Raw genomic sequence first — 24,779 nt, forward strand, 5'->3', positions numbered from 1 at the left:
GGACTCCTGGTGGGTGAAAGACCGGAGCAGCGACGACGCGACGGCTACCCGAGCAGCGACGCCGCGACCTGCGGCGCCTCCCGCGCCGGGCACCCCATCCAGCTCGAGAGCCGCGCCGCCGGCTCGCCGCTCGCGAGGGCGCGGTGCACCCGCTCCGCCACGTCCGCGCGGAGCGCCCGTGTCCCGAACACCGGGTAGCCGATCGCCGCGTAGGCCCTGGGATCCACGCCCCGGGCGACCGGCACCGACACGGCGCCGGGCGCCGGGCACGCGGGCACGCGGGCCCGGCCGAACCAGGCCGCGCACAGCGAAAGGCGGCGCTCCAGCGCGCCGCGCCGGAGCAGCTGCTGCACGTAGATCACGCGCTCGCCCACCTCGATGCCGTGCGCCGTCAGCAGCGCGCGGTCGTCCGGCGCGAGCTCCGCGATCTGCTCCTCCGCGTCGCGCGCCGCCGCGGTCCCGAGCCCCTGCTCCAGCTGGTAGACGATCCCGCGCGCCGCGCCCTGCAGCGCGCGCACCTCGGGCGAGCGCAGCGGCGCGAGGAGCTCCTCGACGAGATCGCGCGCGAACGCCACGAGCCGCCGGAGGACGCGCGACCGCGCGCCGGCGCCGAGGTCCTCGAGCTCCGCGAGCCGCACGTCGGGCAGGAGCAGCGTCGGGCCGCGCGCGAGCTGCCCGAGCGGCCGCTCGCCGTGGGCGATCCGCCCGGCCGCGTCCACGGAGAAGCGCTCGTGCGGCGCCCCCACGATCGCCTCGACCCAGCGCGCCCGGTCGTCCTCGGGCGCCGGCGCCGCGGGCCCGGGCGCGAGCAGGGCCCGGAGCGCCGCGATCCGCGCGAACGGGTGCCCCGCGGCCACCGCCTCCGGCTCGGCCTCGGCCCGGCGCGGGCCCCCACGGGCGACCGCGCGCGCGCCCGGCGACGCCCGCGCGCCGCGCCCCGCGCCGCCGCCCCGCTCGACGAAGCGCTGCACGAGCCGCTCGTGGAGCGCGTCGCTGAGCCGGTCCTCGATCGCCCGCGTCCGGTCCTGCCACGCCGCCGCGTCGCGGACCCAGCGGCCGTGGTTCGAGATGTAGGTCCACGTCCTGATCGACGCGATCCGCGTGATCAGCGTGTCGATGTCGCCGCCCACGTCGTCGATCTCGGCCACCCGGGCGGCCATCCAGTCGGTGTCGAGCGCCGCGCTCGGGCCCGAGAGCTGGCCGTAGATCTCGGCGAGGAGCGCGACGTGCGACTCGAACAGGAGCTTGCGGAAGTCCGGGATGCGGCAGACCTCCCAGAGCAGCGCCACCGCCTCGCGACCCCGCGCGCGCGCTCGCACCTCCGGGTCCTCGGCGAGCCGCACCAGGGCGGCGGTGTCCTCGGCGTCGTCGACGAGCTTCAGGCTGCGGGAGCGCGGGCGCTCCCGCAGCGACGCGAGGAGCGCGTCGATCGAGCTCCAGTCGAGCTCGCTGTTGCGCCAGAGCAGCCGCCGCACCGGGGGGAAGCGGTGCGCCTCGATGGCGGCCGCGACGCCGTCGGGGAGCGACAGCGGCGCGACCGTGCCGAAGGTGCCGTCGGCGAGGTGCCTGCCCGCGCGGCCGGCGATCTGCGCGAGCTCGGCGGGGTCGAGGTCGCGCACGGCGCGGCCGTCGAACTTGCGCAGCGCCGCGAACGCCACGTGGCGCACGTCGAGGTTGAGGCCCATGCCGATCGCGTCGGTGGCGACGAGGTAGTCGACCTCGCCGGACTGGAAGAGGGCGACCTGCGCGTTGCGGGTGCGGGGCGAGAGCGCGCCGAGCACGACCGCGGCGCCGCCGCGCTGCGCGCGCAGCCGCTCGGCGATCTCGTAGACCTGGGGGGTCGAGAACGCGACCACGGCGCTGCGCGGGGGCAGCCGCGAGAGCTTGCCGGCGCCGGCGCTGGCGAGCCGCGAGAGCCGCGGGTGCTGGACGAGCTTGGCGGTGGGCACGAGCTCGGCCATGAGGGGCCGCATCGTGTCGGCGCCGAGGAACCAGGTCTCGCGCCGGCCGCGCGAGAGGAGCAGCCGCTCGGTGAACACGTGGCCGCGCTGGTCGTGCGCGGCGAGCTGGATCTCGTCGATGGCGAGGAAGTCGACCTCGAGGTCGATCGGCATCGCCTCGACGGTGCACACCCAGTAGTCCGGGCGCCTCGGGACGCGCTTCTCCTCGCCGGTGACGAGCGCGACGCGGGCCTCGCCGACCCGGGTGGTCACCCGGTCGTAGACCTCGCGCGCGAGCAGCCGCAGCGGCAGGCCGATCATGCCCGAGTCGTGCGCGAGCATGCGCTCGATGGCGCGGTGGGTCTTGCCGGTGTTGGTCGGGCCCAGCACGGCGGTGATCGGGGAAGCGTCGACCATGCCGCGCGCAGCTTAGTACCGGATGCCGGAAAGACGCCCCCGCGGGGGAGCGAGGGGGCGCGCCGGTGGTCTCGACTGGACGGGCTCGTCCGCGGGGTGCGGCGCGGAGCGCACGCGGCGGCGGAGCGCGTGCGGCGGGGTGCGCGTGCGGCGGGGTGCGCGCGGAGCGCGCGCCCCAGCAGAGGCCGTGCAGGTTCGCGGCTCACCAGGGCGCCGAGGGACGGGAAGTCAGCAGCTGCGAGGGATCCGCGACGGCCAGGCGGCGAGCCCGAGGTGCCGCGGGACACGCCCGCCAGCTCTCAGCTCCGGCGGACCTGGATGCGGTAGCTGCCCGGTCCGCCGTAGACCAGGATGTCCATGGGGCGGTCGCCCGGCTGCAGACCGCGGAAATGTCGGGTAGCACGCTCGCCGGGTTGCACGACGGAGCGCTCGGAGAGGCCAATCTCGAGCGGCGCCCGATCCATGATGGGGGAGCTCGTCTCGAGAGCCCGCACCAGCTGGTCGACGGACCGGAGCTCAGCCCGGGTGTGCACATGGTATCCGGGTATGTTCGCCTCCTCGATGTGCGCTGCATTGCCATGCCAGATCCGCGCGTACCGATCCCACGCCGGATTGAAGGCCTGCACGGAAAGCGCCTGCGCCATCGCGTCGCCCATCAGGTGCCCGTGGATCGTCAACGAGCAACGGTATCCGTCGTCGGCTGCCCCCGTCGCGCTCCACCACGGCTCACGCTGGAAAGCGTAACGCTCGAACATGGTGACATAGGATGCATAGACAGGCGCGCAGAATCCGGAATCCTCCGGATCCCACGGAGGGCTCGCTGGCCAGCCTCGATAGATCGTGCCCTCGCCGTCCATCCAGAACTCCATCAGCTCGGAGCCGTGGATGGGCACGAGCACCTCCCCTCTGCACACGAGCGCTTCCGAACGTCCAAAATCGGGGCGGCTCTTCAGTGCACGAAACGTGGCAAGCTGTGTCTTGTCGCCGATGACGACGCCACCCGCGCGCGCCTCCAGCTCCAGCACGGGCCCGTAAATGGGCAATCGGCGCTCGACGAGCATGCTGGCGAGCTCGTGCGGAGGGCAGGTCTCGGACAGATCGCGCCGGATGTCCAGACGATCGAGCACAGCCACGGCGTGCTCGCTCAGCACATCGAGCAACGACAGGCTCGCCCTCGGTCGCTCGGACGGATCTACGCTGCGTTCAGACATCTCCGCTGCCTCACCGGTAGACCGTACCGTAACCAGAGTGCGGAGGGTACGCGGGCCCGGTGGGTGCCGGCACCGCGCTCGGCACGAGGCTTCCGTCTGGGGCGCGCGCGTGCGTGACAGATGGCTGGGGTCCGCTCCGTCCGCGTCCAGCCGCGATGGCCGCTTGCTGGGCGGCAACCCAGTCCATGCTGGGTGTCGAGAAGTTCGTGCTGTCCGTTCCATCCCTCGACGTCGCGCCGGGCCGGATGACCGAGGGGTTGGGTTGGCCGTATTGCTGGTGCAGGTTCGCGAGGAGCTGGCTGCAGTTAGGGCACGGCGCCCGGCTGCCGACCGTGCGGTCGCTCCGAGGCTGGGTCGAGCTGATGCCATCGATGGATTGCAAGCAGCGTTGGATGTCCGCGTGGTCGCTCGGGTTCGACGGATCCAGCGGTCGTACCTGCCCGGTCGTAGGATCCCTGCGGTGCTGCCCTTCCCACGCCTCGATGTACCTGCTCAGCGCACGCGGTTCACCGCACGCGGTGGGCGACTGACCCGGTGGAATGCCACCACTGCGGTGGCCCGGGTAGATGCCATTGTTGTCCGGCGCGCGTGGAGGGAACGCCGACTCCACCACCGGATGTACCCTGCCCGGCTGACCGCCGCTATCCTGGCGGAAGCTCCCGGCGCTGCCCGTGACCTCAGTGGTGACGGGCGGGGCGAGCCCGAGGGGATCGTGAAACCGGAAAGGTTGCTGGTAGCAATAGGCGAACGGGTCCAGGCCACCGAGCAGGCCGATCGGATCAGGGCTCACGTACCGGCCGACCCGCGGGTCGTAGAAGCGATAGCGATTGTAGCAGAGCCCGGTCTCCTGGTCGAAGTACTGCCCGGGATAACGGAAGGGTGTATCCGCACGCGCGCTCGCGGTTGGGTCGAGGTGGCCCCAGATCGTTGGGCGGAGGTCTGCCAGGACCTCTCCCCTGCCCGAGACGAGCACCGCTGGATGCTCGCCGTGCCCTTGGATGTAATGGACCCACTCCGAATCCCGCCGCTCGCCGCCGATCACCTCGGTGTCCCGGTGAGCGAGCGGATAGGGCCCCTCCGCCCGATGAACGTAGGTGCGATAGGATAGCTTTCCATCGGCTGCGTCCGACTCCTTTATCTCATGGACAAGGACATCTCGGTCCCACACGAATCGCGTCGACATGACCTTTCCGTCGGGCATCAGGACCCGCTTGGCGATCCGCCGGGCGAAGGGATCGTAGACGTTCTCCACCCGCGTCCCGTCCGATCGGACGACCGCGGCGAGCATGCCGCGAGCGTTCCACTCGTATCGCGTGGCTGCCCGCGAAGGCTCCCGCTTCTCTATGCAGCGCAACTCCCTATCGTACAGGTACTCCGCCGTGCCCTGCCGCGCGAGCGCACCGCCCGGTCCATACGAGCGACCTGGTGCGCCGGGCGACGTCTCGTACACTGCGCCGGCCTCATCATAAACATAAGTATCCGCGCTCGCATGCGCGGTGACGCTCGCCAGGATGCGCCCCATCGGATCGTATGAGAAATCGCGTCGGCCTATATCCGCCCGGTGCTCCGCGATCACGTCACCGCCAGGAGAATAGGCGTAGGCAGCCGCGAACGTCGTGCCGGGCGGCATACGGCCGACCCACCGCGGCTCCTGAGGAGCGACCGCACGCGCGCCGGGAGCGACCACCTGACGCTCGGTCAAGTAGCCCATGGCGTCGAAGCGGCTCCGCACAGTCCCTCCCGCGGGAAGGATGCGCGCCGTTTCGGAGTCGAGCGCGTCCCATTCGAACGCGACCGCGGCGTCCCCGCCAAGGAGCGCCCGTGCAGGAAGCCCCATACCGTTCGGCTCGAATCTCGCTGCGAGGCAGAGGGAAGTGCGCAGCGCCCGGCGGTGCCCAGCAGGCGAATACTCGCTCTCGACCGCATGCGTCTGCCCATCGTACGTTTGCTTCTCCCGGACTAGACGGCCGCGCGCATCGTACGTGAACTCGCACCGGACGTGCTCCGTCTCGGCGGCAATCAAACGACCCAGCGGATCGTACTCGAACCTGTCGGCGGTCTCATCCGCATACCGGCGCTCCGCGACGCGCCCGCACGCATCACGCGTTATCTCGACCGTCATCCCGCCGTCGCTCCGGGTGCCGACGAGGTTCCCCGCATGGTCGAGACGATACTCGTAGTGCCTACCGTCGAACGTGCGCTCCGCGACCACCCTCCCGGCCACGTCGCGTACGATCCGATGTACCTCACCGCGCTCGTTGATTACCTGCACGAGGTTGCACTCGCGGTCATAGCGAAAACGGACGGACTCACCTGTAGGTTTGCGGACCTCGTGCACGAGGCCGTAGCCGCCCCACGAGAGCTGATAGACCCCGCCGTCGGCGCCGCAAATCCGGACAGGACGGCCGTCCGCGTCATGATCGACGCGCTGGATGCCGCCGTTGGGCATCCGGACGGTGGTGAGCAGACCGCGGCCGTCGTAGAAGAACTCGGTGGCGTGTCCCTCCTCGTTCACGAACGACACGACTCGACCCACCTCGTCATAAAACAGCCTTCGCGGTTTTCCGTGCGGCTCGATGAGCTCGACAAGGTTGCCATGGGCGTCGTACCGGAATACCGTCTCGGCGCCATCTGGCATCGTGGCGCGAACGCGCTGGCCTCGATTGTCGTAGTCGAAGCGAATAACGCTACCGAGCTCGTCGGCCGTTTCGATGAGACGCGAGTAAGCATCGTAACGGTAACGCGAGAACTGGCCGAGCGCGTCGACGATCTCATCGAGGTTACCACGCTGATTGTAGGAGAAGCGGGTCATCGCTCCCATGGGATCGGTGGTGCCGATGAGGCGCCCCTCGGCGTCCCGATGATATGTCGTCGATGCAGCGTTCTCGTCCGCGTACTGTTTCAGGTGCCCATGCTCGTCGTACGCGACCGTGGCCACGCCGCGCCCGTTCGTCGCCTTGTCGACCTTGCCGAGAGGGTTGATCTCGTATCGGCGCACCTGCAGCGAATTGATGACCTCGGTATAGCCGTCCGCATAGTCGAACCGGCAGTGCAGGACTCCCTTCGCCCGGGTCCTGCCATCGGCGAGGTACTCTGGCACATCATCGGCCAGCGCTGGGTCGGCCCCGTCCGGGTAATCGCACCATGTTTCGACGCATCGCCCTCGCTCATCATACCGATAGTGGACCTGCATCCCGCCCGGGTATGCGGCGCGCGTGAGCCGGTGCTCGTCATAGGTGAAGCGGACTGCATGACCATCGCCATCGTACACGACCGCGAGGTCGCCGGCGGAGTCGTACTGATATGTCCGATGCCGGACAGTTCTCCTGCCGCCGGCATCGATATCGAAGGCGATGATATGCCCGCGCGCATCGCGCCGTACGTGCACGATCCTGCCGACGCTGTCGGTGATCGAGACGAGGTCGCGCCCGCGGTATGCGAGCACGATCCGGTTTCCGCTGAGGTCGGCGATGGCGCCGACGATCCATCGCTCTTCGCCGCCTGGAACCCGTTCGAACAGGTGGACGAGCCCGTCCGGGTCCACCAGCACATACGCTTCCGGATCGCGCCTGAGGCGAACACCGCCGCCGAGATCCACCTCGGTGCCGACATCCGGGCGGGGCCGAACGGCGACGGTCCCGTTCGGTCGAAAGACAGCGATTGTCCTCCGGCGCACCTCGATCTCATGGGAGAGGGAGTGGGACCATCCGGGGCCGAGGCCAACGTCGCGTTCGCGGGCCGATGTCGAGTACGACCGATGCATCAGCAAGAGCAGTGGGCCTGGCAGGACCAGATCGAGCTGCGGGACTGTGAAGACTCGCCCGTCAGCGACATCGACCGGGTCGCCCGCGGCAGTGCCTCCGCCGCCCCCGTGGGCCGGGTTCGGGCAGCCCGCGCCGCTGCCTTGGCCGCAGCCGTTCGCGCCGCGACCGCCGCCTTGACCGTCGTTGCCACCACGCTGCCCGTTGGCGCCGTGTCCGTTCTTCGCCGCTCCTCCGTTCGGCCCGCCGGGGCCGCCGCCGCCGGCCCCTCCACCCATGACGAACACGCCGGGGTTCATGCCAGGAATCGCTGGCATATTCGGGAAGGGTGCAGTTCGGGCCACCTGAGAAGGCTATCCAGACGCGGCAGGCGACGCCACCCCAGCGGGACGATCCGACCTCGGGCGGCGTCCACCTGGGCGGCCATCGAGCTGCTCGCTCGAACACAAGAAAATTCTACACCGACACTAGATTTTCGGGGGCATGCACATCGGCACCTGGCGCGAGCAGCGTGAGGACCGTTCGCCATCGAGCCTCCTCGCATCGACGCCGCGGAGCGCCCGCGGGTCCGGGGAGCCGCGAATCCGGGGAGGAGAAGATGCGACAGCGGACCGCTCGCGCTCGGTCTTCGTCCCGTCGCCGCGCCCGTGGCATGATGGCTCGAGATGCCGGCAGCTGTAAGAACCGCGACAGTGGGCCCCGCCTCTGCTAGAGCCCGAAGGCCCGAGCGCAAGGACACGGGGACGCAGAAGGCTCGAACGCATGCTGTCGCTTGAAGCGGGGAGCGTCGTCGGCGGGAAGTATCGGCTGGAGCGGCCGCTGGCGGGCGGCGCCATGGGCCTGCTCTGGGTGGCCCGGCACCTCCAGCTGGAGGTCGAGGTCGCGATCAAGTTCATGATGCCGCAGCACGCCGACTCCCCCGTCGCGCGCGCGCGGTTCGAGCGCGAGGCGAAGGCGTCCGCCCAGCTGCGGACGCCCAACGTGGTCCACGTCTACGACTATGGGCTCGAGGGCGACACGCCCTACCTCGCGATGGAGCTCCTCGAGGGCGAGGACCTCGCCGCGTACCTCGTGCGCCGCGGGCGCCTCGCGCCGGCCGAGCTGCTCGGCATCGTGAGCCAGGTCTGCAAGGCCCTCCGCCGCGCGCACGAGGTGGGCCTCATCCACCGCGATCTCAAGCCGGCGAACATCTTCCTCGCGCGCCAGGGCGAGGAGATCGTCAAGATCCTCGACTTCGGGGTCGCCAAGGCGATCGGCACCGGGCTGGCCGCCGACGCGACGAAGACCGGCACCCTCATCGGCTCGCCGCACTACATGAGCCCGGAGCAGGTGCGCCGGAGCAAGACGGTCGACTACCGCAGCGATCTCTGGTCGCTCGGGGTGATCATCTTTCAATGCCTCACGGGCCAGCTGCCCTTCCCCGGCGAGGAGCTCGGCGACGTGCTCGTGGAGATCTGCACGGGCGACATCCCGGTCGCCTCGCAGCTCGCGCCGGATCTCTGGCCCGAGCTGGATCGCTTCCTGGAGCGCGCGCTCAAGCGCGAGCCCGCCGAGCGCTTCCAGAGCGCGAGCGAGCTCGCGCGCGCGTTCGCCTCGGCCGTGCAGCGCGCGGCGGTCCCGGATTCGCGCGACTCGCTGGACTCCACCGAGGCGCTGGCTCAGGGTGGCGCGCCGGCTCAGGCTGGCGCGCCGGCTCAGGCTGGCGCGCCGGCTCACGGCGGCGCGCCGGCTCAGGCTGGCGCGCCGGCTCACGGCGGCCTGCTGCCCCAGGGCGGTGCGCCGGCTTTCGGGGGCGCGCCGGCTCCGGGCGGCCTCCTGGCCCAGGGCGGCGCGCCGGCTTACGGCGGCGCGGCGGCTCAGGGCGGCCCGCCGGCCTACGGCAGCGCGCCGGGCTCGGGCGGCGCCCCCGGCTCGGGCGGCACGGTGGCCCTCGATGACGCCATGGTCCCCGGCGGCACGCTGGTGGCAGGCGGGACGGTGGTCGCGGACCGCATGCGGGTTCCCGGTGGCATCCCAGGCCCGGGCGGCACGCTGACGGCGAGCGGCACGCTGGAGGCCGTGGGAGGCGCTCTGCCCCCGCAGCCAGACCGCCGCCCCTCGTCATCGCGGACGCTGCTCGCCGTGGCCGCCAGCGTGCTCACCGTCGGCCTGGGGATCGCCGCCGTCGTCCTGCTCCGCTCCCCTGCTCCAAACGAGCCCGCCACGCCGGCAGCCGCGCCCCCGCTCGGCGCCACGGCAGCCGCCGCGCCTCCCGACCTCGTGCCGGAAGAGCCCGCCCCGCCGCCCCCGACCGCGAGCGCTCTTCCCGCCGCTGCGGCGTCATCGTCTCCGGTCGCTGCGGACTCCTCCCCGGCCGCCGCAGACTCCGCCTCCGCCGCCGCCCCTCCCTCCCCCGCCGCCCCCCCGCCCGGCGCCGCGAAGACCCCCGTCAAGCCGGCGCGCCCGCCCGCCAAGCGGCCCTCTCCAGCTGCGCCCTCCAGCAAGGGTGCTTCCGAGAAGGATCCGACCTTCGGCTTCTGAACGACGCGAGACGGAGGGCCCCACGCACCGCGCTCGCTCCCCTCTCCCCGCGGCTCGATCTCCACGCGCACAGCCACGCGCACCCCTGCTCCCGGTCGATCGTGCCCACGACGAGGATCTCGCCAGGCACGAGCGCGCGCATCGGGGTTGAACGAGGTCTCCGTTCCCGCCGTTCGTCTCACATAACAGATACTAATCCGTTATAGTAGACAAACAGCCGATCCTCAGGGATGCTCCTGCCCTTGCCAGCGCCGGCCGCGCGAGCGGCCGCGCTTCGCCAGCCTCTTGGAGGCCTGATCATGTCTGCATCTCTCACGATCGCGCTCGGCGTCGAGCTACCGCCGGAAATCGTCGAACGGGCGCGGAAGGTATCGCCAGGCGTCGAGCTGTGGACCGCTGCCGAGCTCGAGCGCGATCCCTCCGGCTATCGGGAGGCCGAGGTGGCGCTGATCACGGGCTGGCTCGAGCAGGAGCACCTGCGGGAGGCCCGGAAGCTGCGCTGGGTGCAGACCGTCGGGGCCGGCGTGGAGCGCCTGCTCTCTCCGGAGGTCGTGGCGCGCTCCGAGCTCGTGATCACCAACGCGAGCGGGGTGCATGCGCAGCCGATCGCCGAGCACGTCTGGGGCTTCTTGCTCATGTTTTCGCGCAACCTGCACCTGGCCGCGGCTCGACAGCACGAGGGCGTCTGGCAGAGCCAGACGTACCGGGAGACGCTCAGGAGCCTGCGGGGGAAGACCCTCGGGGTGCTGGGCCTCGGCGCCATCGGTCAGCGCATCGCGAGCATCGGGCCCGCCTTCGGCGTGCGGGTCATCGGCCTGAAGCGCACGAAGGAGCGCGTCGAGCACGTCGCCGAGGTGTACGGCCCGGACGACCTGGAGACGTTCCTCGCCCAGTCCGAGCTGCTGGTGAACATTCTTCCCCTGACGGCGAAGACGCGCGGCTGGATCGGGCGGCGCGAGCTCGCGACGCTTCCGCGCGGCGCATTCCTCGTCAACGTCGGTCGCGGCGCGACGGTGCAGACCGACGCGCTGGTCGAGGCGCTGCGCTCGGGTCACCTGGCGGGGGCGGGGCTCGACGTGACGGACCCGGAGCCGCTGCCCGCCGAGCATCCGCTCTGGAAGCTCCCCAACGTGATCATCACGCCGCACTACTCCGGCGCCCATCCGGGCTATTTCCAGCACCTCGGGGAGCTCTTCCTCTCTAACCTGCAGCGCTATGTGCGGGGCGAGCCGCTCGTGAACGTGGTGGACAAGCAGGGGGGTTACTGAGCGCCCGAGCCCGCGCTTCGCCGCACGCCATCACCGCGCGGGCTTCCGGCAAGCAGCGCAGCAGCGCGGCGCGCTCCGCCGCTCGCGGTGATGGCGCCGAGGTAGTCCCGACGCGCCGGGTTCGTTCGCTCCGCACGACACGTAGCACGTGCGGCGCGAGCTTTTCGTTATCCTCCCGGCTCGCAATGCGCAGTCGCCGCCACGACCGCAACCCCCGCCGGCGGCGACGCGGCGGCCAAGCTGCACCGCAGCTCCCGCATGGGACTTCCATGTTCCTCGATTCCTGTGTCATCATGCCCAATGCTGGCCGCGCTGGATGTCGAATCGCCGCTGGCAAGATTCTCCTGATCGCGAACAACGTGTGACCTGACCGAGAAAGGTGTTCCAATGAATCGAGGCTCGTCTTCGGGGCGTCTATCCAGGAGCCGCATCGGGCGCTCCCTGTCTGTCCTCCTCTGTGCGCCGCTGATGGCGCTCGCGCTCGCCGGCTGCGGCGGCGAGGAGCCCTCCTCTTCATCCGAGGATGACGAATCCACGCCGAGCGAAAACACCGACATGAGCTGGGAGGAGTTCAAGGCGAACGCCCACCGCGACCAGGAGCGCGGGCTCACCATCATCGACGGCTTCGAGCGGGGGCTCAACGACACGGAGCTGCGTGCCGTCTATGACCGCTATGTCCAGACCGGAGCCCTCGTCGTGAACGGGCAGCGCTGACGACACCTCACAGGGATCCGACCGATAGCTCGATCTGACGTATTGCGTCAGCAGCGCATTCGGCGGCCGGACGACTCGACGAGTCCTCTCGCGCAACCAGCGAAGGAGACCCCGACCTCGGCGACGCGGGTGCCAGCCCCCCGCGCCGCTCAGATCTTCGCCGACGTCATCCAGTGGGGGTTCTTGGTCGTCCCATCGAATCGCTCCGTCGTCTTGAACTGCTCGTGCTCCCCCTTCGCCCCGAGCGGCGCGGTGCGCGCGAGGATCTCCGAGACGCGCTGACCGCTGAGCGGCTGGAACGTGTACGCCGCCTTGATCGCCTGCTTGAGGATGCCCATCGAGTCGCAGCCGGTGATCACCACCGACGTCGGCAGGCTCATGGGATAATGCAGGCAGTCCATCGGCGAGACCACCCCGGTCTTCGCGATCTCCCCGCTGGCGAACGGCTTCATCCCCAGCACCCCGATGCCCTGCTGCGTCAGCGCCGGGAGGACATTCTTCTCGAAGCTCCGGTAATGCGGATCCATCACGTTGAGCGGCATCTGCACGGTGTCGAGCGGGACGCCCTGCCGCTCCGCCATCTTCAGCATGGCGAGGTGGATGTCCGGGTCCTTGTGACCCGTGAAGCCGATGAACCGGATCTTGCCGGCCTTCTTCGCGGCCACGAGCGCCTCCATCGCGCCGCCCGGCCCGAAGATCTTCTCGGGATCGCTCATCCGGATGATCTCGTGCATCTGCACGAGATCGATGACGTCGGTGCGCAGCCGGCGGAGCGACTGCTCGAGCTGCGCCTCGGCGGAGGCGCGGTCCCGGCCGTCGAGCTTGGTCATCAAGAAGACCTTCTGTCGATATCCATCCTGGAGCGCCTTGCCCATCCGCTCCTCGCTCTTGCCGTCGTGGTAATCCCAGCAGTTGTCGAGGAAGGTGACCCCGTGATCGATCGCGAAGCGGACGATCCGGAGGCTCTCCTGCTCATCGTCCGGGATCGCCATGTGGTATCCGCCCAGGCCGAGGAGGCTGACGCTCACGCCGGTCCGCCCGAGGGGCCTCGTCGGCATCACCCCGCCGGCCGGCAGCTCGACGTCCTTCTCCCCGGGCGCGCCGGGCGCCGGCCCCTGCGGGGGCTCCTGAGAGCTCCCGCCCGCGGATGCGGCGTTTTGCCCCACCTGCGCGCTTCCTCCACAGGCGCTGAGCGCGAGGCCCACGCCCACGGTCTGCACAAATGCCCGTCGAGACGGTCGCTTCGTCATAAAAGGCAGCGCTCCTTTTGAAGACGAAGCCCGTGTGCAGGGCGTGTGCCACGCGGCGCGGCGCGCGTGAACGTGAGCGCGCCGCGCCCTGGCCTCGCGGATCAGGCCTTCAGCTCGTCGAACTCGCCCGGCTCGCCGAAGGCGCCGAAGTTCTCGATCGGCCCGCCGCCCTCCTCGGTGCAGCCGACCGCGTTCGCGAGCGTCGTGAGCAGCTTGTTGTGAGGCGCGTCCTTGTCCTGCAGCGTGTTCTGCTGCCGCGTCACCTTGATGTACTGCCCCGTCTTGAAGTAGCCGCCGCAGCTCCCCGCGATGATGTACGGGAGGTCGCGGAAATCGTGGATCTTGCCGTTGGAGAGCTCGTTCATGAACACGACGGCGCTGTTGTCGAGCACGGAGGCCCCGCCCTCGTCGTACCCCGCGAGCCGGTCGAGCAGATAGGCATACTCGCCGATGAACCAGCGATCGATGTCGAAGAGCATCTCCTCGTAGCCGTCCACGGCGCTCCCGCTGTCGTCGTCCTTCGTGTTGCCGTGAGAGAGCTTGTGGTGGTTGTACTCGTGGTTCATCCCATCCCACTTGAAGATGGGCCCGTACGCGCCCGAGCCCCACTGCAGCGTCGCCGAGCGCGTCGCGCGGGTCGCGATCGCCAGCGCGAGGATGTCCATCTGCATCCGGCCGATCTTCTTGAACTCGGCGTCGAACGACACCGTGCCCGGGTCGATCCCCTCGATCTCCGCCGCCCGCTCCGCCGGGAGCTCGCGCGGGATGAGCCCGGCGTTGCCCATGCCCACCTCGAGGTCGCGCACCGTCTGGAAGTGCATCTCGAGCTTGTCGCGGTCCGCCTTGCTGAGCTTCTTCTTGAGCAGGCCCTCGTACTCGGCCCCGACCAGGTCGAGCACGCTCTGGCGCCGCTTTGTCAGCCGCTCGAGCGCCTCGTCCTCGACGTTCGTCACGCCGATCAGGTCCTGGTACGCGAGCCACGGGTTGTTCTCGCCGGAGACGGGCTGCTCGCTGCCGCTGTACGAGATGTGCCCGCGCACGTTGGGGACCCGCGCCCCGACCATCAGCGTGAGCGCGGGCGTGCCCGGCGGGTTGAGCTTGTTCGCGATGAACTGATCGAGCGAGATCCCCGCGGCGTACTGGCTGCCCTGGACGAGCGGCTGCGCCGTCAGCTTGCAGCCGATCCCCTTCGCGTGATCGTCGCCGGCGCTCGGATCCCACCCGAAGCCGCGCGGCGCCATGTGAATGCCCCGCGGGATCAGGAGCTTGTCCCGGTACGAGGCGAGCGGCGCTATCGCGCGATCCGCGCCGAACGAGGCGTCCGTCAGCGCGCCGTACCGCGTGCTCGGGAAGAACCGGGCCATGTTCACGCCGTTGCACATGAAGAACGCGATGAACCGGCGCGGCGCGGCCTCCGGACCGGCGTTGGCGTCGCGGGCGCGCAGCGACTCGAGGAACGGCAGGCCGAGCATCACCCCGCACGCGCCCCGCAAGAACGTTCTGCGATTCATTGGTCCACCTCTTCCACGGCCCGGTACCTGAACGTCTTCGTCTGGGTGAGCGCGACCAGCAGCTCCTTGATGTTGTAGCCGGACGCGCTGAGCTTCGCGTCGAGGTCGTCGATCGCGCACGCGTCCTCGCGCGAGAGCTGGCGGGCGTTGCCGTAACGGTACCAGTTCGTCAGATAACACCGCTGCGCGACAGGGCTCTCCGCGAGCTGCTTCGCGAGATCGACGGCGCCGTCGAAGCGGATCTCGGCCTCCCCGACCCTCATCGTGCCGCTCGCGTCGATGGGCTCGCCGCCCTCGTCCTCGCGGTACCGCCCGACCGCGTCGTAGTGCTCGAACGCGAAGCCCGGCGGGTTGATCAACCCGTGGCACGAGCTGCACGCCTCGGGCGACGTGTGCGCCTCCACCTGATCCCGCGTCGTCCGGATCTCGCCCCGGATGGGCGGCAGCTCCGTGTTGATGTTCGCCGGCGGGTCCGGCAGATCCGCGCAGAGGATCTGGCGCTGGATGAACACGCCGCGGTGGATCGGCGAGGTCTTGCTCGCGAACGCGTGCGAGGCCAGGAAGCCGGCCTGCGTGAGGAGCCCCGCGCGCGCCGCCGGGTCGAGCGGCGTCTCCACGAGCTCGCTCGTGAACGACCCCTCCACGCCGTAGATCGGGGCGAGCTTGTCGTTCACGAACCCGACGGGCGCGGTCATCAGCGTACGGTAGTCGCCCTCCATCTCCAGGATGACGTGCCGGATGAACGCTTGCGTCTCGGCCAGCATCGCCGAGGACACGCTGGCGTCGAAGCCCTCGTAGAGCGCCGGATCCTTCGAGAGATCCGCGTAACGGCTCATGTGCAGCCACTGGCGGTGGAAGTCGTCGAGCGCGCTCACCGCCTTGGGGTCGTCGACCATGCGCCGCGCCTGGGCCTCGATCCCCTCGGGCGCGCCCAGCGCGCCGCGCTCCGCCGCCGCGAGGAGCGCGTCGTCGGGCAGGCTGTTCCAGAGCAGGTACGAGAGCCGGGTCGCGACCTCGTAGCCGTCGAGCGGGATGATCCGCTCTCCGTCGAGCTCCTCGCTGAGCTCGACGCGGTAGAGGAAATGCGGCGACTGGAGCATCGCCTCGACGACATGGCGGACGCCCTGCTCGAACGGCGTGCCCGACTCGAACAGGCCATCGCCGCGCGCGTAGGCCGCGGCGTACGCCGCCTCCTGCTCCGCCGAGAGCGGCCTCCGGTAGACGCGCTTGCCGAGCTCCCGGATGAGCTGCCGGGCGCACGCGGCGCCGTCGCCCTCCGGGGCGCACGGCAGGATCTTGCCGAGCACGGCCTGGTCGGCCACGACGTCCGCCGCGATGGCCTCGGCGGCGCGCCGGTAATCGCGCGCGAGCCGGTCGGATACGACGAGCCCCTTGGCGTTGTTGTCGAACCCCTCGAACGCCGGATCCGCGAGGAACGACGCCGAGGCCCTCATGTCCTTGCCGAAGAGATCCCGGATCGAGTTGTCGTACTGCGCGTGCGTCAGCCGCGTCAGCCGCGGGGTCGGCCCGGGCGCGGTGACGCCCGGCGCGCACTGGACGCCGGCGCCGCTTCCGCCATCGCCCGCGCCGGTTCCGCCACCTCCCGCTCCCGCGCCGATTCCGCCATCTCCAGTCGGTCCCGAGCACGCGGCCGCGCTGGAGAGCGCGAGGGCCACGAGCAGCATCCTCGGGGTGCTTCGATTCACGGGCAGCTCCCTTCGTGAAGAGGTCGAAGATGTAAGAATCTACAAGAGCTTCAAGGCCCAGGCTATCGGGCGCAGCCGTCCAGCGTCAACGCGCGGCCACCGCGGGAACGGCATTTCCCGTGCATCTTTCTGGATTTCGTTCCGCGCGAAAGCCCGGCGCGCTCATGACGCGCTGCGCGCGGGAGGCGCCGTGGTGGGTGCCGGGGAGAGCCGACGCTACGATGCATGAAACTGCGCCTGATGGCGCAGGGCGGAGGCGCCGGCCTTCACGGCGAGGACAGCTTCGGCTGACACCTGCCCTCCAGGCACACCGCGGTCATGCCCTCCGGGTACACGGGCGCGCAGGGGGGGCACGCGCCGAAGCCCTCGGGACAGACGATGGATTCGATGTCCGCGCTCTGGTTGAGGGCGACGATGCCTTTCCCGCTGCACTCCTCGCAGCACCCGACGCCGTCGCGCAGCGCGCAGTCCGCGTCTTGCGCGCACTCCGTCAGCGGGGATTCGCGCACGTCGAGGACGACGCAGCGCCCGGCCTCGCACGCGGCGGCGAAGTACTGGCCGGTGCTCTCGGCCTCGCTGACCTCCTGGCACGGCGCGCACGCCACGCCCCCGCCGCACCCGAGGGTGTTCCAGAAATCCGTCGCCGAGTCGCGGTGGACGGCGACGAAATCGTGGGCGTCGTTCGGGTTGCAGGCGGCGCAGCAGCGCGGCGAGGCGAGGACGCAATCGCCCGGCGCGGCGCAGGCAGCCATGTCCGGAACGTTGCCCTGACAGGCCTCCTGGCACGCCTCGAGCGACTCGAAGCGGTTCTCGTTGCCGTCGCACCCGCCATAGGTGAACGGAACGCACACGCCCGAGCTGGGGTCGTGCCAGTAGCGCGGCATCGCCGCATCGCAGGGCCCGGGGTCCTGCGGCAGCGAACAGCGGTTCGGCAATTCGCCGCCGGCGCCGCTGCTCGTGACCGGGCCGCCGCCGCCGCTGCCGGCGACCGGGCCGCCGCCGCCGCTGCCGGCGACCGGGCTGCCGCCGCCCGCGCCGCCGTCGCCGCCCGCGCCGCCGTCGTCCGCGCCGGTGCAGCCCGCGCCGAGCAGGAGAGAGGCAAGCAAACCGAGGCCGAGGGAGGAGCGCCGTCGCAATCCAGAGACATTGCCACCGGCGCGCCCTCGACCGCCCGAGGAGAAGGCAATCGATCGTAGGGTATTCATACGCATGCGATGGCATGCCAGGCCGCGGAGTGCCAGGCGACGCGGCACGCCGCGACGACATCGTCGACGGCATCGTCGAGGCGCGGCGCGCCCCTCGCCGGCGCGCGATCGCCGTTCACGGCGCCGCGGGGAGCTTGGGCTGGCACCGGCCCGCCGAGCACACCGCCGTCATCCCCTCCGGATAGACGGGCGCGCACGGAGGGCACGCGCCCGCGTCGGCGGGGCAAACCAGGCTCCGGAGGTCCGCGCTCTGGTTCAGCGCGACGATGCCAGTCCCGTCGCACCCCTCGCAGCAGCCGACGCCGTCGCGCAGCGCGCACTCCGCGTCTTCCGTGCACTCGGTCAGCGGCGACTCGCGCACGTCGCGCACGACGCAGCGCCCGCTCTCGCACGTGGCGGCGAAGTACTGCAACCTGCGCTCGGGCTCGCTGACGTCGGGGCAAGCTTCGCACACGACGCTCGATACGGGGTTCACCCTGTCGTACTCGTCCTTCATCGCGCGGTTGACCGCAACGAGCGAGCCGGCCCCGGCGCTGTCGCAGGGAGGGCAATTGCCCGCGGCCGCGAGGACGCAGTCGCCCGGCGCCTCGCACGCGTCCATGTCCGGGCTCCCGCCGTGACAGGCCTCCTGGCACGCCTCGAAGGAATCGAAGCGGTTCGCATTGCCATCGCAGCCGCCGTAGGAGAACCGCTTGCACACGCCCGTGTCCGGGTCGTGCCAGTAGCTCGGGATCGCCGCCTCACACGGGCCGACCTCCTGGGGCAGCGAGCACAGGGCGGGCAATCCGCCGTCGCCTCCGCCTGGGTCTCCGCCGCCCGGGTTCACCGTGACGAAGCAACCTGCCGCGAGCAGCAGGGAGGAGAGCAAACCAAGAGCAACCGCGATGGAGGAGCACCGGAGCATGCCAGCGGAGCTGCAACCGATGTGCCGTGGGCTGCCGGCCGCTCGGACCGCGATTGACGCGCCCCGGGGCGAAGGGGGGCGCCTGGGCAAGGTGTGCCAGGCGCGACGCGCCCGTCATGCGGCGGCCGCATCGCTCGTCAGACGCTGAGCTCGAGCGACGGGAGCTGCTCCCGGAAGAACGCGTTGTACTTCGGGTCGTTGTACCGCTCGTATTCGATCACGAAGGGCGTGAGCTGACTGACTCCCCCCTTGTAACGGATGGTGAGGGCCATCGGGGTGACCTCGCGGTAGTTGCTGGTCAGCGGCAGGTCGTCGTTGGTCCTCCCGCCCGCGGAGAACAGCGTGAGGAGCACGCCGTCGGGGTCGTCGTAGACCACGCGGAAGCCCTCCGGGATGCGCTCGTGGCCGCGGATCAGCGTGGTGCAGCCGAGCTTCTGCATGAAGCTCTTGAACTGCCGCTTGCCGAAGGGGAAGCGGGCGGTGGACTTCTGGAGCTCCGCGGGGATGGCGTCGACCTCGCTCGGGTCGCTCCAGAGCATCTGGAACCGGATCTCGGGGTCGTTGAGCGAGGACACCGACTGCCACCGGGCGGCGAGGGTGTCGTCGCGGGGGATGCCCGCGTGGACGAAGAGGATGCGGTCGAAGACCAGCATGTTGGGCAGCGCCTCGAAGAGGCGCATGTACGCGGCGAACACCTCGTTCGGGGCGATGGCCGCGAGCGAGCTCATCGCCTCGGAGGGCCGCACCGGCGCGAGCACGCGGCCGTTCAGCTCGACGTAGTACTCGTGGTTGCCGCGCAGGACGAAGACGTTGTCGGGCGCGGCGAGGAAGAGCTGCATCACCGTGCGCAGGATGCCGTTGTAGCTGAACCGGCCGCGATCGATGTAGTCGCCCAGGAACACCAGCATGATCCGCGGGTTGTGCGCGGGGTCGTCGCGGTACGCCTGCAGCTTGGCGAAGAAATCCGCCTGCATCAGCGCCGCCTTGAGGCACGAGTAGCAGCCGTGCAGATCCCCGACGACGAGGAGCTCGACCTCCTGGGCGGGATCGGGCGAGGCGACGTAGACGTGGCCGTCGAGGAACGGCGCCTGCCCGGCGAAGCTCGCGAGGTCCGCCGCGCCGTCGAGCCGGCCCGCGCCGCGCGCGCGCTGCTCGGCGAGCTTCTCCTCGAACCGGCGCATCAGGTCGAGATCGACCTTGGCCTGCTCCGCGAACGTGGCCGGATCGGTCGCGTAGTCCCACTCGAACGCCTTGAAAAACGGGTGATCGAGCTCGCGCGCCTGCTTGCGCGTGGCCGGATCGATCACCACCGCGCCCTGCTCGATGGTCTCGATCTCCAGGTCGTCGATCTCGGCCGCGATCGCGAGCAGCGCGGAGAGCTCGTCGCGGAAATTCTGCTCGCTCGGGTGGATGACGCCGTCGGCGAGCATGAGCCCGTCGACGGTGGCGAGCAGCGCCTCGCGGTTGTCGTCGTCGAAGCCGTCGAGGAGCTCGAAGCAGCGGAGCTTGATCTTCGCGAGGACGAAGTCCTTGGGGTCCTCGCCGTCAGAGACGCTCTCGGTGAAGAGGCCCTGGATCTGGTGGTCGATCTCGGCGAACACCTCGTGGAAGTGCTTGGTCCACCGCGCGATGACGTCCTGGTTCGCCTGGGCGTCGTCGCCGAGGGCGTCGCGCGCGCGCTGCTGGACGAGCTCCTGGATGTGGCCGCGGATGAACGATTTCTCGGTCGGATCGAGCTCGCCGTCGATGTACCCGAACCCGGTGAGATAGTAGATGATGGCGTGCATCTGCTGCTCAGCGACGCGTGGATCAGGGCTGAACGTCATCATCAGGCAGCTCTCCTCTGGCGGTGAGGCCCCAGGGTAGCGCAAGACGGGCGCGCCGCGCCTGCAGCCGCGCGCGTCACGGCGGCACGGGCGGGCGCGTCACGACCGCGCCGGTCAGCGCGTCACGGCCGCGCCGACGGGCGCGCGCCGCCCGGACGCGCGGGCGGCGCGAGGCGCTCGACGAAATCGCGGATCCGCGCCCGATCGGCCTCGGACAGCGCGTGCCCCGGGGGCGGCATGGTCCGCTCCTCGACGACCCGGCGCGCGATGGCCTCCCGGAGCGACGCCCACGCCGCGCGGGTCGAGAGGTCGACGCCGCCCTCGCCGCGCGGGCGGTGGCAGCGCGCGCACGCCCGGTCGAACACCGGCGCGATGTCGTCCCAGGCGGGCCCGGCGCCGGCGTCGTCCGCGGCGAAGCGCCGGAGGGCGCCCGCCGCGAGCAGCCAGACGTCGCCGCTCGGCGATCCGATGAGCCGGCCGGCCTCCGGGAGGCGCGCGCCGCGGGTCGCGCGCGCGCCCGCCGCGTCGAGCACGCCGAGCTCGCCGCCGTCGGCGAACCACACGCGCTCGCCGGAGACGGCGAGCCCGTGGAGCGCCGCGCTCGCCCGCAGCCGGAGGCGCAGCACGCCGGCGCCGTCCTCGGCGTAGAGCGCCGCCGGCGTCGCCGCGAGCAGCGCGCCCGCGCCCGTCACGGCGAGGAGCGGCGCGGGGCCGTCGGCCTCGAGCGGGTACGATCGCAGCGCCCTCGGGGCCACGTCGAGGGCGAGGACCTCCTCGCCGCCGAGCGCGAACGCCACGCGCCCTCCGCCCGCCGCGAACGCCGCGAGCGGCCCGGCCGCGTAGCGCGTGACGCGCTCGCCGTCCGCCACCGCGATCTCGCCGTCCAGCGCGAAGGCGGCGCCGCCGTCGAGGCCGAGGCCGGCCGCTGCCCGGACCGCGGCGCGCTCGAGGCCGTAGAGATCGGCGACAGGCTCGAACGCCCCCCGGCTCGGCAGCCTGAGCAGCCGGCCCTCGGCGTCGACGCCGACGATCCACGTGCCGTAGCCGTCGGGCGCGGGCACCACCGCGGCGCTCACCCAGCGGTGGGGCGCGCGCTCCACCCGGGCGAGCGCGCCGTTCACGAAGACCGCCGCGGCGCCGTCGTGGAACAGGACGACGCGGTCGCCGTCGTCGGCGACCGCGCGGACCGGGCCGAGCTCCCCCGGGGCGGGCCAGGCGACCGGGCGCACGGCGAGCGGCGGGCGCGGGGACGCGGCCGGCGAGGCGCAGCCGGCGAGCGCGAGCGCGGCGAGGCAGGCGAGCGCGAGCGCGGCGAGGCGGGCGGGCGCGAGCGCGGCCAGGGGCGTCGCTCGGCGCACGGGCGTCACGGCCGCTGGAGCAGCTCCGGCACCACCTCGCCGTCGCGCAGGTGCTCGAGCGGGGGGATGCCGAAGGCGAACAGGAAGGTGGCGAGCAGGTCCGGCGGGGCGATCGGCCGCGGCCCGCCCTGGAACGTCTTCGCCGGGGCCGGCAGGAGCTGCTCCGGGTCGGTCTTGCCGAACGAGATGCCCCCGCGGAAGCGGGGCGAGATCACCATCGCCGAGTTGTTGGGGTAGTGGTCGCGGCCCATCGCCGTGTTGAGCTGCGGCGTGCGGCAGAAGTCGCTCGTCACGAGGATGTGCGTGTGATCCGAGAGCTTCTTGCCGGCCCGGGTCGGGTGCGGGGCCTTGTCGAGCGAGCCGAGGAGGGCGGCGATCAGGTCGAAGAGCTCCTGCTGCGTGGCCGCGTGCTGGCGGTAGTTGCTCGTGTGCGTGTCGAACCCGTCGCTCGCGAAGCTCACGCAGCGGACCACGTTCCGCCGCATGGCCTCGATCGCGAACGCCGCGTTGACGGCCGCCTGGCGGGCGAAGCGGGCCTTGTGGTCGAGCTCCGGGTGCGCCTGGATGAGCTTGCCCCTGGAGAACACGTCCTGGAGCCCGGCGTTCAGCATCTTGCCCAGCGCTTCCGACTGGATCGCGAAGCCGTTCAGGGCGTCGGTGTAGCGTGATCGCGCGGCGAGGGACCTGGCCTCCTCGGAGAGGAGCGCGGTCACGGCGGCGCGGTCCTCGTCGGTGTCGTAGTGCCGCGCGCGGGCGAGGGAGCGGCTGATCGTGCCGATGTCGCCGACCGTGAGCGGGACGGCGCGCCGGTCGAGGCGGTCGCCCACGAACGCCGAGGGGAACTGCACGGAGACGGCGGGGAAGGTCTGGCTCGCGCCGAGCTCGCTGGCGCAGATGGCGTCGAGGCTGGAGGCCAGGACGCGGCCGCCGCTCAGGTGCCGCCCGGTGGTCGCGAAGGCGGTGCCGTCGGGGTGGCTCACGGTGTTCATGGCCAGGCCGTTGACGATGCATAGCCGGTCGTGCAGGTCCGCGAGGGCGCCGATGCCCGGGCCGAACGTGAGGCTCGATCCCTTCGGCGTGACGGGTGCGAAGCTCTTCGCGCCGCCGGCCGCGGGCGCGTCGACCCAGAGGCGGAGCGGCGCCGTGTCGGTGTTGTCGGTCGTCGCCGGGGTCACGAGCCCCTTGCTCTCGTTCCGCGGGTCGGCCCAGAGCGTCACGTCCCAGCCGCCGGACGCGTGGATGAAGAGGAAGAACTCGTCCTCCGCCGCCTCGCCGTGCGCGGCGAGCGCGCGCGCCGGCAGGCCGAGCACGCCGGAGAGCGCCGCGCCCGCGGCGGCCTGGAGCAGCGCGCGGCGCGGGAGCGCAGGGCAGCGGGGACAGGGGTCAGGACGAGGCATCGCGGGTGGGCTTCAAGGTACCTTCTGGTGCCGCCCGCGCCCGCACGATCTTGCCGTCGAACGCGACGGCCAGCGCGTGCACCGGCGCGGCCCCCGCGGCGCGCAGCTCCGCGGCGTAGTCGCGCGACGCGATCTGCGACAGCCCCTCGTCGAGCGCCTCCTCCAGCGTCCGCTGTCCCGCCACCTTCAGCTCCAGGATCACCCCCGGCCGCCCCGGGAGCAGCGGGCGGATGAGCACGTCTGGGCGCCCCAGCCCCGACTCGCGGTTCGATCGCACCTGGTGCGAGGGCGCGAGCGCCGAGAGCAGCCCCACGAGGAAGACTTGATAGATGCGCTCCGGCGTCGGCCCGCCGAGATCGTGGTACGAGAGGACCTCGATCACGAATGCTTGGAGCTCCCTGGCGAAGCCATCGGCGTCGCCGGCGAACAAGCTCGCGAGCAGCCGGTCCAGGCTCCCGCCCTGCCGCCGCAGCCGTGTCTCCAACCAGCGCGAGAAGGTCGCGGTATACACCTGCCGCACCTCGCGGTTGGGGATGGACAGCAGATAAGGCGGCTCCTCGTCCTCCGGCCACCCCGGCGATTCCTCGGCCTTGAGGTAACCGGAGAACACGAGCAGAGGCCAGAGCGCCGACGGCCGCTCGCGGAGGTCCCAGAGCACGACGTTCTCGTCGAGCCGCTGCTCGATCGCGCCGCCCGCGAGCAGCGCCTCCATCTCCGCCTGAACCGCGAACGCATGGTGCTCCAGGAGCTCTTGGATCAGCTCGTTCGTGCTGGTCGACACCCAGTACGGCCTGGCGCGCCGGTCCTCGCTGGCCAGGTAGCTGATGACCGACCACGGATTGTAGACGACCTCGCCTCCGAAGACGTACCCGTTGTACCAGGAGCGCACCGTCGGCAGCTCCCCGCGGCGTCCTGCTCGCTCCAGCAGCGCCTCCACCTCTGCCTCGGTGAACCCGAAGGCCGTCCGGAATTCGCGGCGGAGCAGGCTGTAGACCGCCAGATGATTCAGCCCGGAGAAGATGCTCTCCCGCGCGATCCGGAGGGTGCCAGTCAGCACGGCCCGCTGGAGGTGCGGGTTGTCCTTGAGCCCGGCGCCCAGGAAGACCCGGGTGAAATCCAGGATCTCGCGGAGATAACCGCTCACGTAACCGGCGTGGAGCGGCTGATCGTACTCGTCGACGAGGATGATCACGCGCTCGCCGTGCCGGCTGTGCAGGTACGCTGAGAGGTCCAGGAGCGCCCGCTCGTACAGCGCGAGATCGGCGGAGCCGTCGAGGATCGCCTCATAGCGCTGCGTCTCCCATGCGCTCAGAGCGCCGCTGTCGAGCAGCTCGCGGTGCTCCAGGAAAAGCGCTTGAATCTTGCGGCGGATGCCGTCGAGTGCGTGCTCCCAGGAGGAGGCCTTGATCTCCTTGAACGTCAGGTCGATGACCGGGTAACGCTGGAAGTGCTCGCGGTAGGCAGCGCCGGCGCTCCATACGAAGAGCCCTTCGAACAGAGCGGAGAGGTCCTCTCCCCGGCGCTCGAAGAAGATGCGCAGCATCGAGAGGTTCAGCGTCTTGCCGTAGCGCCGAGGTCGCGGGAGCAGGACGACCTGGGCGCCGGGGCGATCGAGGAGATCGCAGATGAGCCCGGTCTTGTCGACGTAGGTCAGCCCGAGCTCGCGGAGCTGACGGAAATTGGAGATGCCGAGGGGGAGGGACAGGCTCATGGCGAAGGCGCGGCGCTGTCCGTCAACTATCCCCGGCGGCCAGGGAACCGCAAGCCGGCGGTGGAGCGAAATCCGCGTCG

At 71.0% G+C, this 24,779-nt stretch carries 15 protein-coding genes; 3 read left to right on the top strand and 12 right to left on the bottom strand.

The features are described 5' to 3' along the window. Nucleotides 1-44: 44 nt before the first annotated feature. The 3 genes from WMF20_RS43230 to WMF20_RS43240 form a co-directional block, all read right to left on the bottom strand. Nucleotides 45-2,357, bottom strand: coding sequence for a helicase-related protein (locus WMF20_RS43230; protein ID WP_437607571.1), 2,313 nt, complete (start codon nucleotides 2,355-2,357; stop codon nucleotides 45-47). A gap of 299 nt (nucleotides 2,358-2,656) precedes the next feature. After that, nucleotides 2,657-3,568 carry a hypothetical protein gene (locus WMF20_RS43235; RefSeq protein ID WP_437607573.1) on the bottom strand — a complete coding sequence of 304 codons (912 nt, stop codon included), beginning with the start codon at nucleotides 3,566-3,568 and terminating at the stop codon, nucleotides 2,657-2,659. Between the two features lie 10 nt (nucleotides 3,569-3,578). Then, a complete protein-coding gene (locus WMF20_RS43240; RefSeq protein WP_437607574.1) occupies nucleotides 3,579-7,628 on the bottom strand; it encodes an RHS repeat-associated core domain-containing protein in 4,050 nt (1,349 codons plus the stop codon). A gap of 463 nt (nucleotides 7,629-8,091) precedes the next feature. Between WMF20_RS43240 and WMF20_RS43245 the strand changes: the two genes are divergently transcribed. The 3 genes from WMF20_RS43245 to WMF20_RS43255 all read left to right on the top strand — a co-directional run bounded on the left by WMF20_RS43245 (nucleotide 8,092) and on the right by WMF20_RS43255 (nucleotide 11,831). Continuing rightward, entirely contained in the window at nucleotides 8,092-9,849 is a 1,758-nt protein-coding gene (locus WMF20_RS43245) for a serine/threonine-protein kinase (protein ID WP_437607575.1), read from the top strand. A gap of 299 nt (nucleotides 9,850-10,148) precedes the next feature. Beyond that, nucleotides 10,149-11,117: a D-2-hydroxyacid dehydrogenase gene (locus tag WMF20_RS43250; protein WP_437607576.1), complete on the top strand. Its 969-nt coding sequence runs from the start codon at nucleotides 10,149-10,151 to the stop codon at nucleotides 11,115-11,117. 468 nt (nucleotides 11,118-11,585) lie between these two features. Further along, entirely contained in the window at nucleotides 11,586-11,831 is a 246-nt protein-coding gene (locus tag WMF20_RS43255; RefSeq protein WP_437607577.1) for a hypothetical protein, read from the top strand. Between the two features lie 149 nt (nucleotides 11,832-11,980). Here the strand turns inward: WMF20_RS43255 and WMF20_RS43260 are convergent, their stop codons facing one another. The 9 genes from WMF20_RS43260 to WMF20_RS43300 form a co-directional block, all read right to left on the bottom strand. Then, nucleotides 11,981-13,081 carry an aldo/keto reductase gene (locus WMF20_RS43260; protein WP_437607578.1) on the bottom strand — a complete coding sequence of 367 codons (1,101 nt, stop codon included), beginning with the start codon at nucleotides 13,079-13,081 and terminating at the stop codon, nucleotides 11,981-11,983. Between the two features lie 101 nt (nucleotides 13,082-13,182). Beyond that, nucleotides 13,183-14,592, bottom strand: coding sequence for a DUF1552 domain-containing protein (locus tag WMF20_RS43265; RefSeq protein ID WP_437607579.1), 1,410 nt, complete (start codon nucleotides 14,590-14,592; stop codon nucleotides 13,183-13,185). Beyond that, the gene (locus WMF20_RS43270) at nucleotides 14,589-16,298 is read right to left on the bottom strand and encodes a DUF1592 domain-containing protein (protein ID WP_437607580.1); all 1,710 of its coding nucleotides are present in this window, start codon (nucleotides 16,296-16,298) and stop codon (nucleotides 14,589-14,591) included. Before WMF20_RS43270 ends, WMF20_RS43265 begins: the two co-directional genes overlap by 4 nt. Before the next feature lie 266 nt (nucleotides 16,299-16,564). Continuing rightward, nucleotides 16,565-17,404 carry a BPTI/Kunitz domain-containing protein gene (locus WMF20_RS43275; protein WP_437607581.1) on the bottom strand — a complete coding sequence of 280 codons (840 nt, stop codon included), beginning with the start codon at nucleotides 17,402-17,404 and terminating at the stop codon, nucleotides 16,565-16,567. Nucleotides 17,405-17,618: 214 nt separating this feature from the next. Next, nucleotides 17,619-18,371, bottom strand: coding sequence for a BPTI/Kunitz domain-containing protein (locus WMF20_RS43280; RefSeq protein WP_237244634.1), 753 nt, complete (start codon nucleotides 18,369-18,371; stop codon nucleotides 17,619-17,621). Between the two features lie 173 nt (nucleotides 18,372-18,544). After that, a complete protein-coding gene (locus WMF20_RS43285) occupies nucleotides 18,545-20,236 on the bottom strand; it encodes a metallophosphoesterase family protein (RefSeq protein ID WP_437607583.1) in 1,692 nt (563 codons plus the stop codon). Nucleotides 20,237-20,355: 119 nt separating this feature from the next. Further along, the gene (locus WMF20_RS43290; RefSeq protein ID WP_437607584.1) at nucleotides 20,356-21,591 is read right to left on the bottom strand and encodes a c-type cytochrome; all 1,236 of its coding nucleotides are present in this window, start codon (nucleotides 21,589-21,591) and stop codon (nucleotides 20,356-20,358) included. A gap of 5 nt (nucleotides 21,592-21,596) precedes the next feature. Continuing rightward, a complete protein-coding gene (locus tag WMF20_RS43295; RefSeq protein ID WP_437607585.1) occupies nucleotides 21,597-22,988 on the bottom strand; it encodes a DUF1501 domain-containing protein in 1,392 nt (463 codons plus the stop codon). After that, nucleotides 22,975-24,699, bottom strand: a complete 1,725-nt coding sequence (locus tag WMF20_RS43300; RefSeq protein ID WP_437607587.1) for an AAA family ATPase — start codon at nucleotides 24,697-24,699, stop codon at nucleotides 22,975-22,977. The genes WMF20_RS43295 and WMF20_RS43300 overlap by 14 nt, the downstream gene beginning before the upstream one ends. Nucleotides 24,700-24,779 lie beyond the last annotated feature (80 nt).

It is taken from the genome of Sorangium sp. So ce834 (assembly GCF_051521425.1).
Lineage (GTDB): Bacteria > Myxococcota_A > Polyangia > Polyangiales > Polyangiaceae > Sorangium > Sorangium cellulosum_D.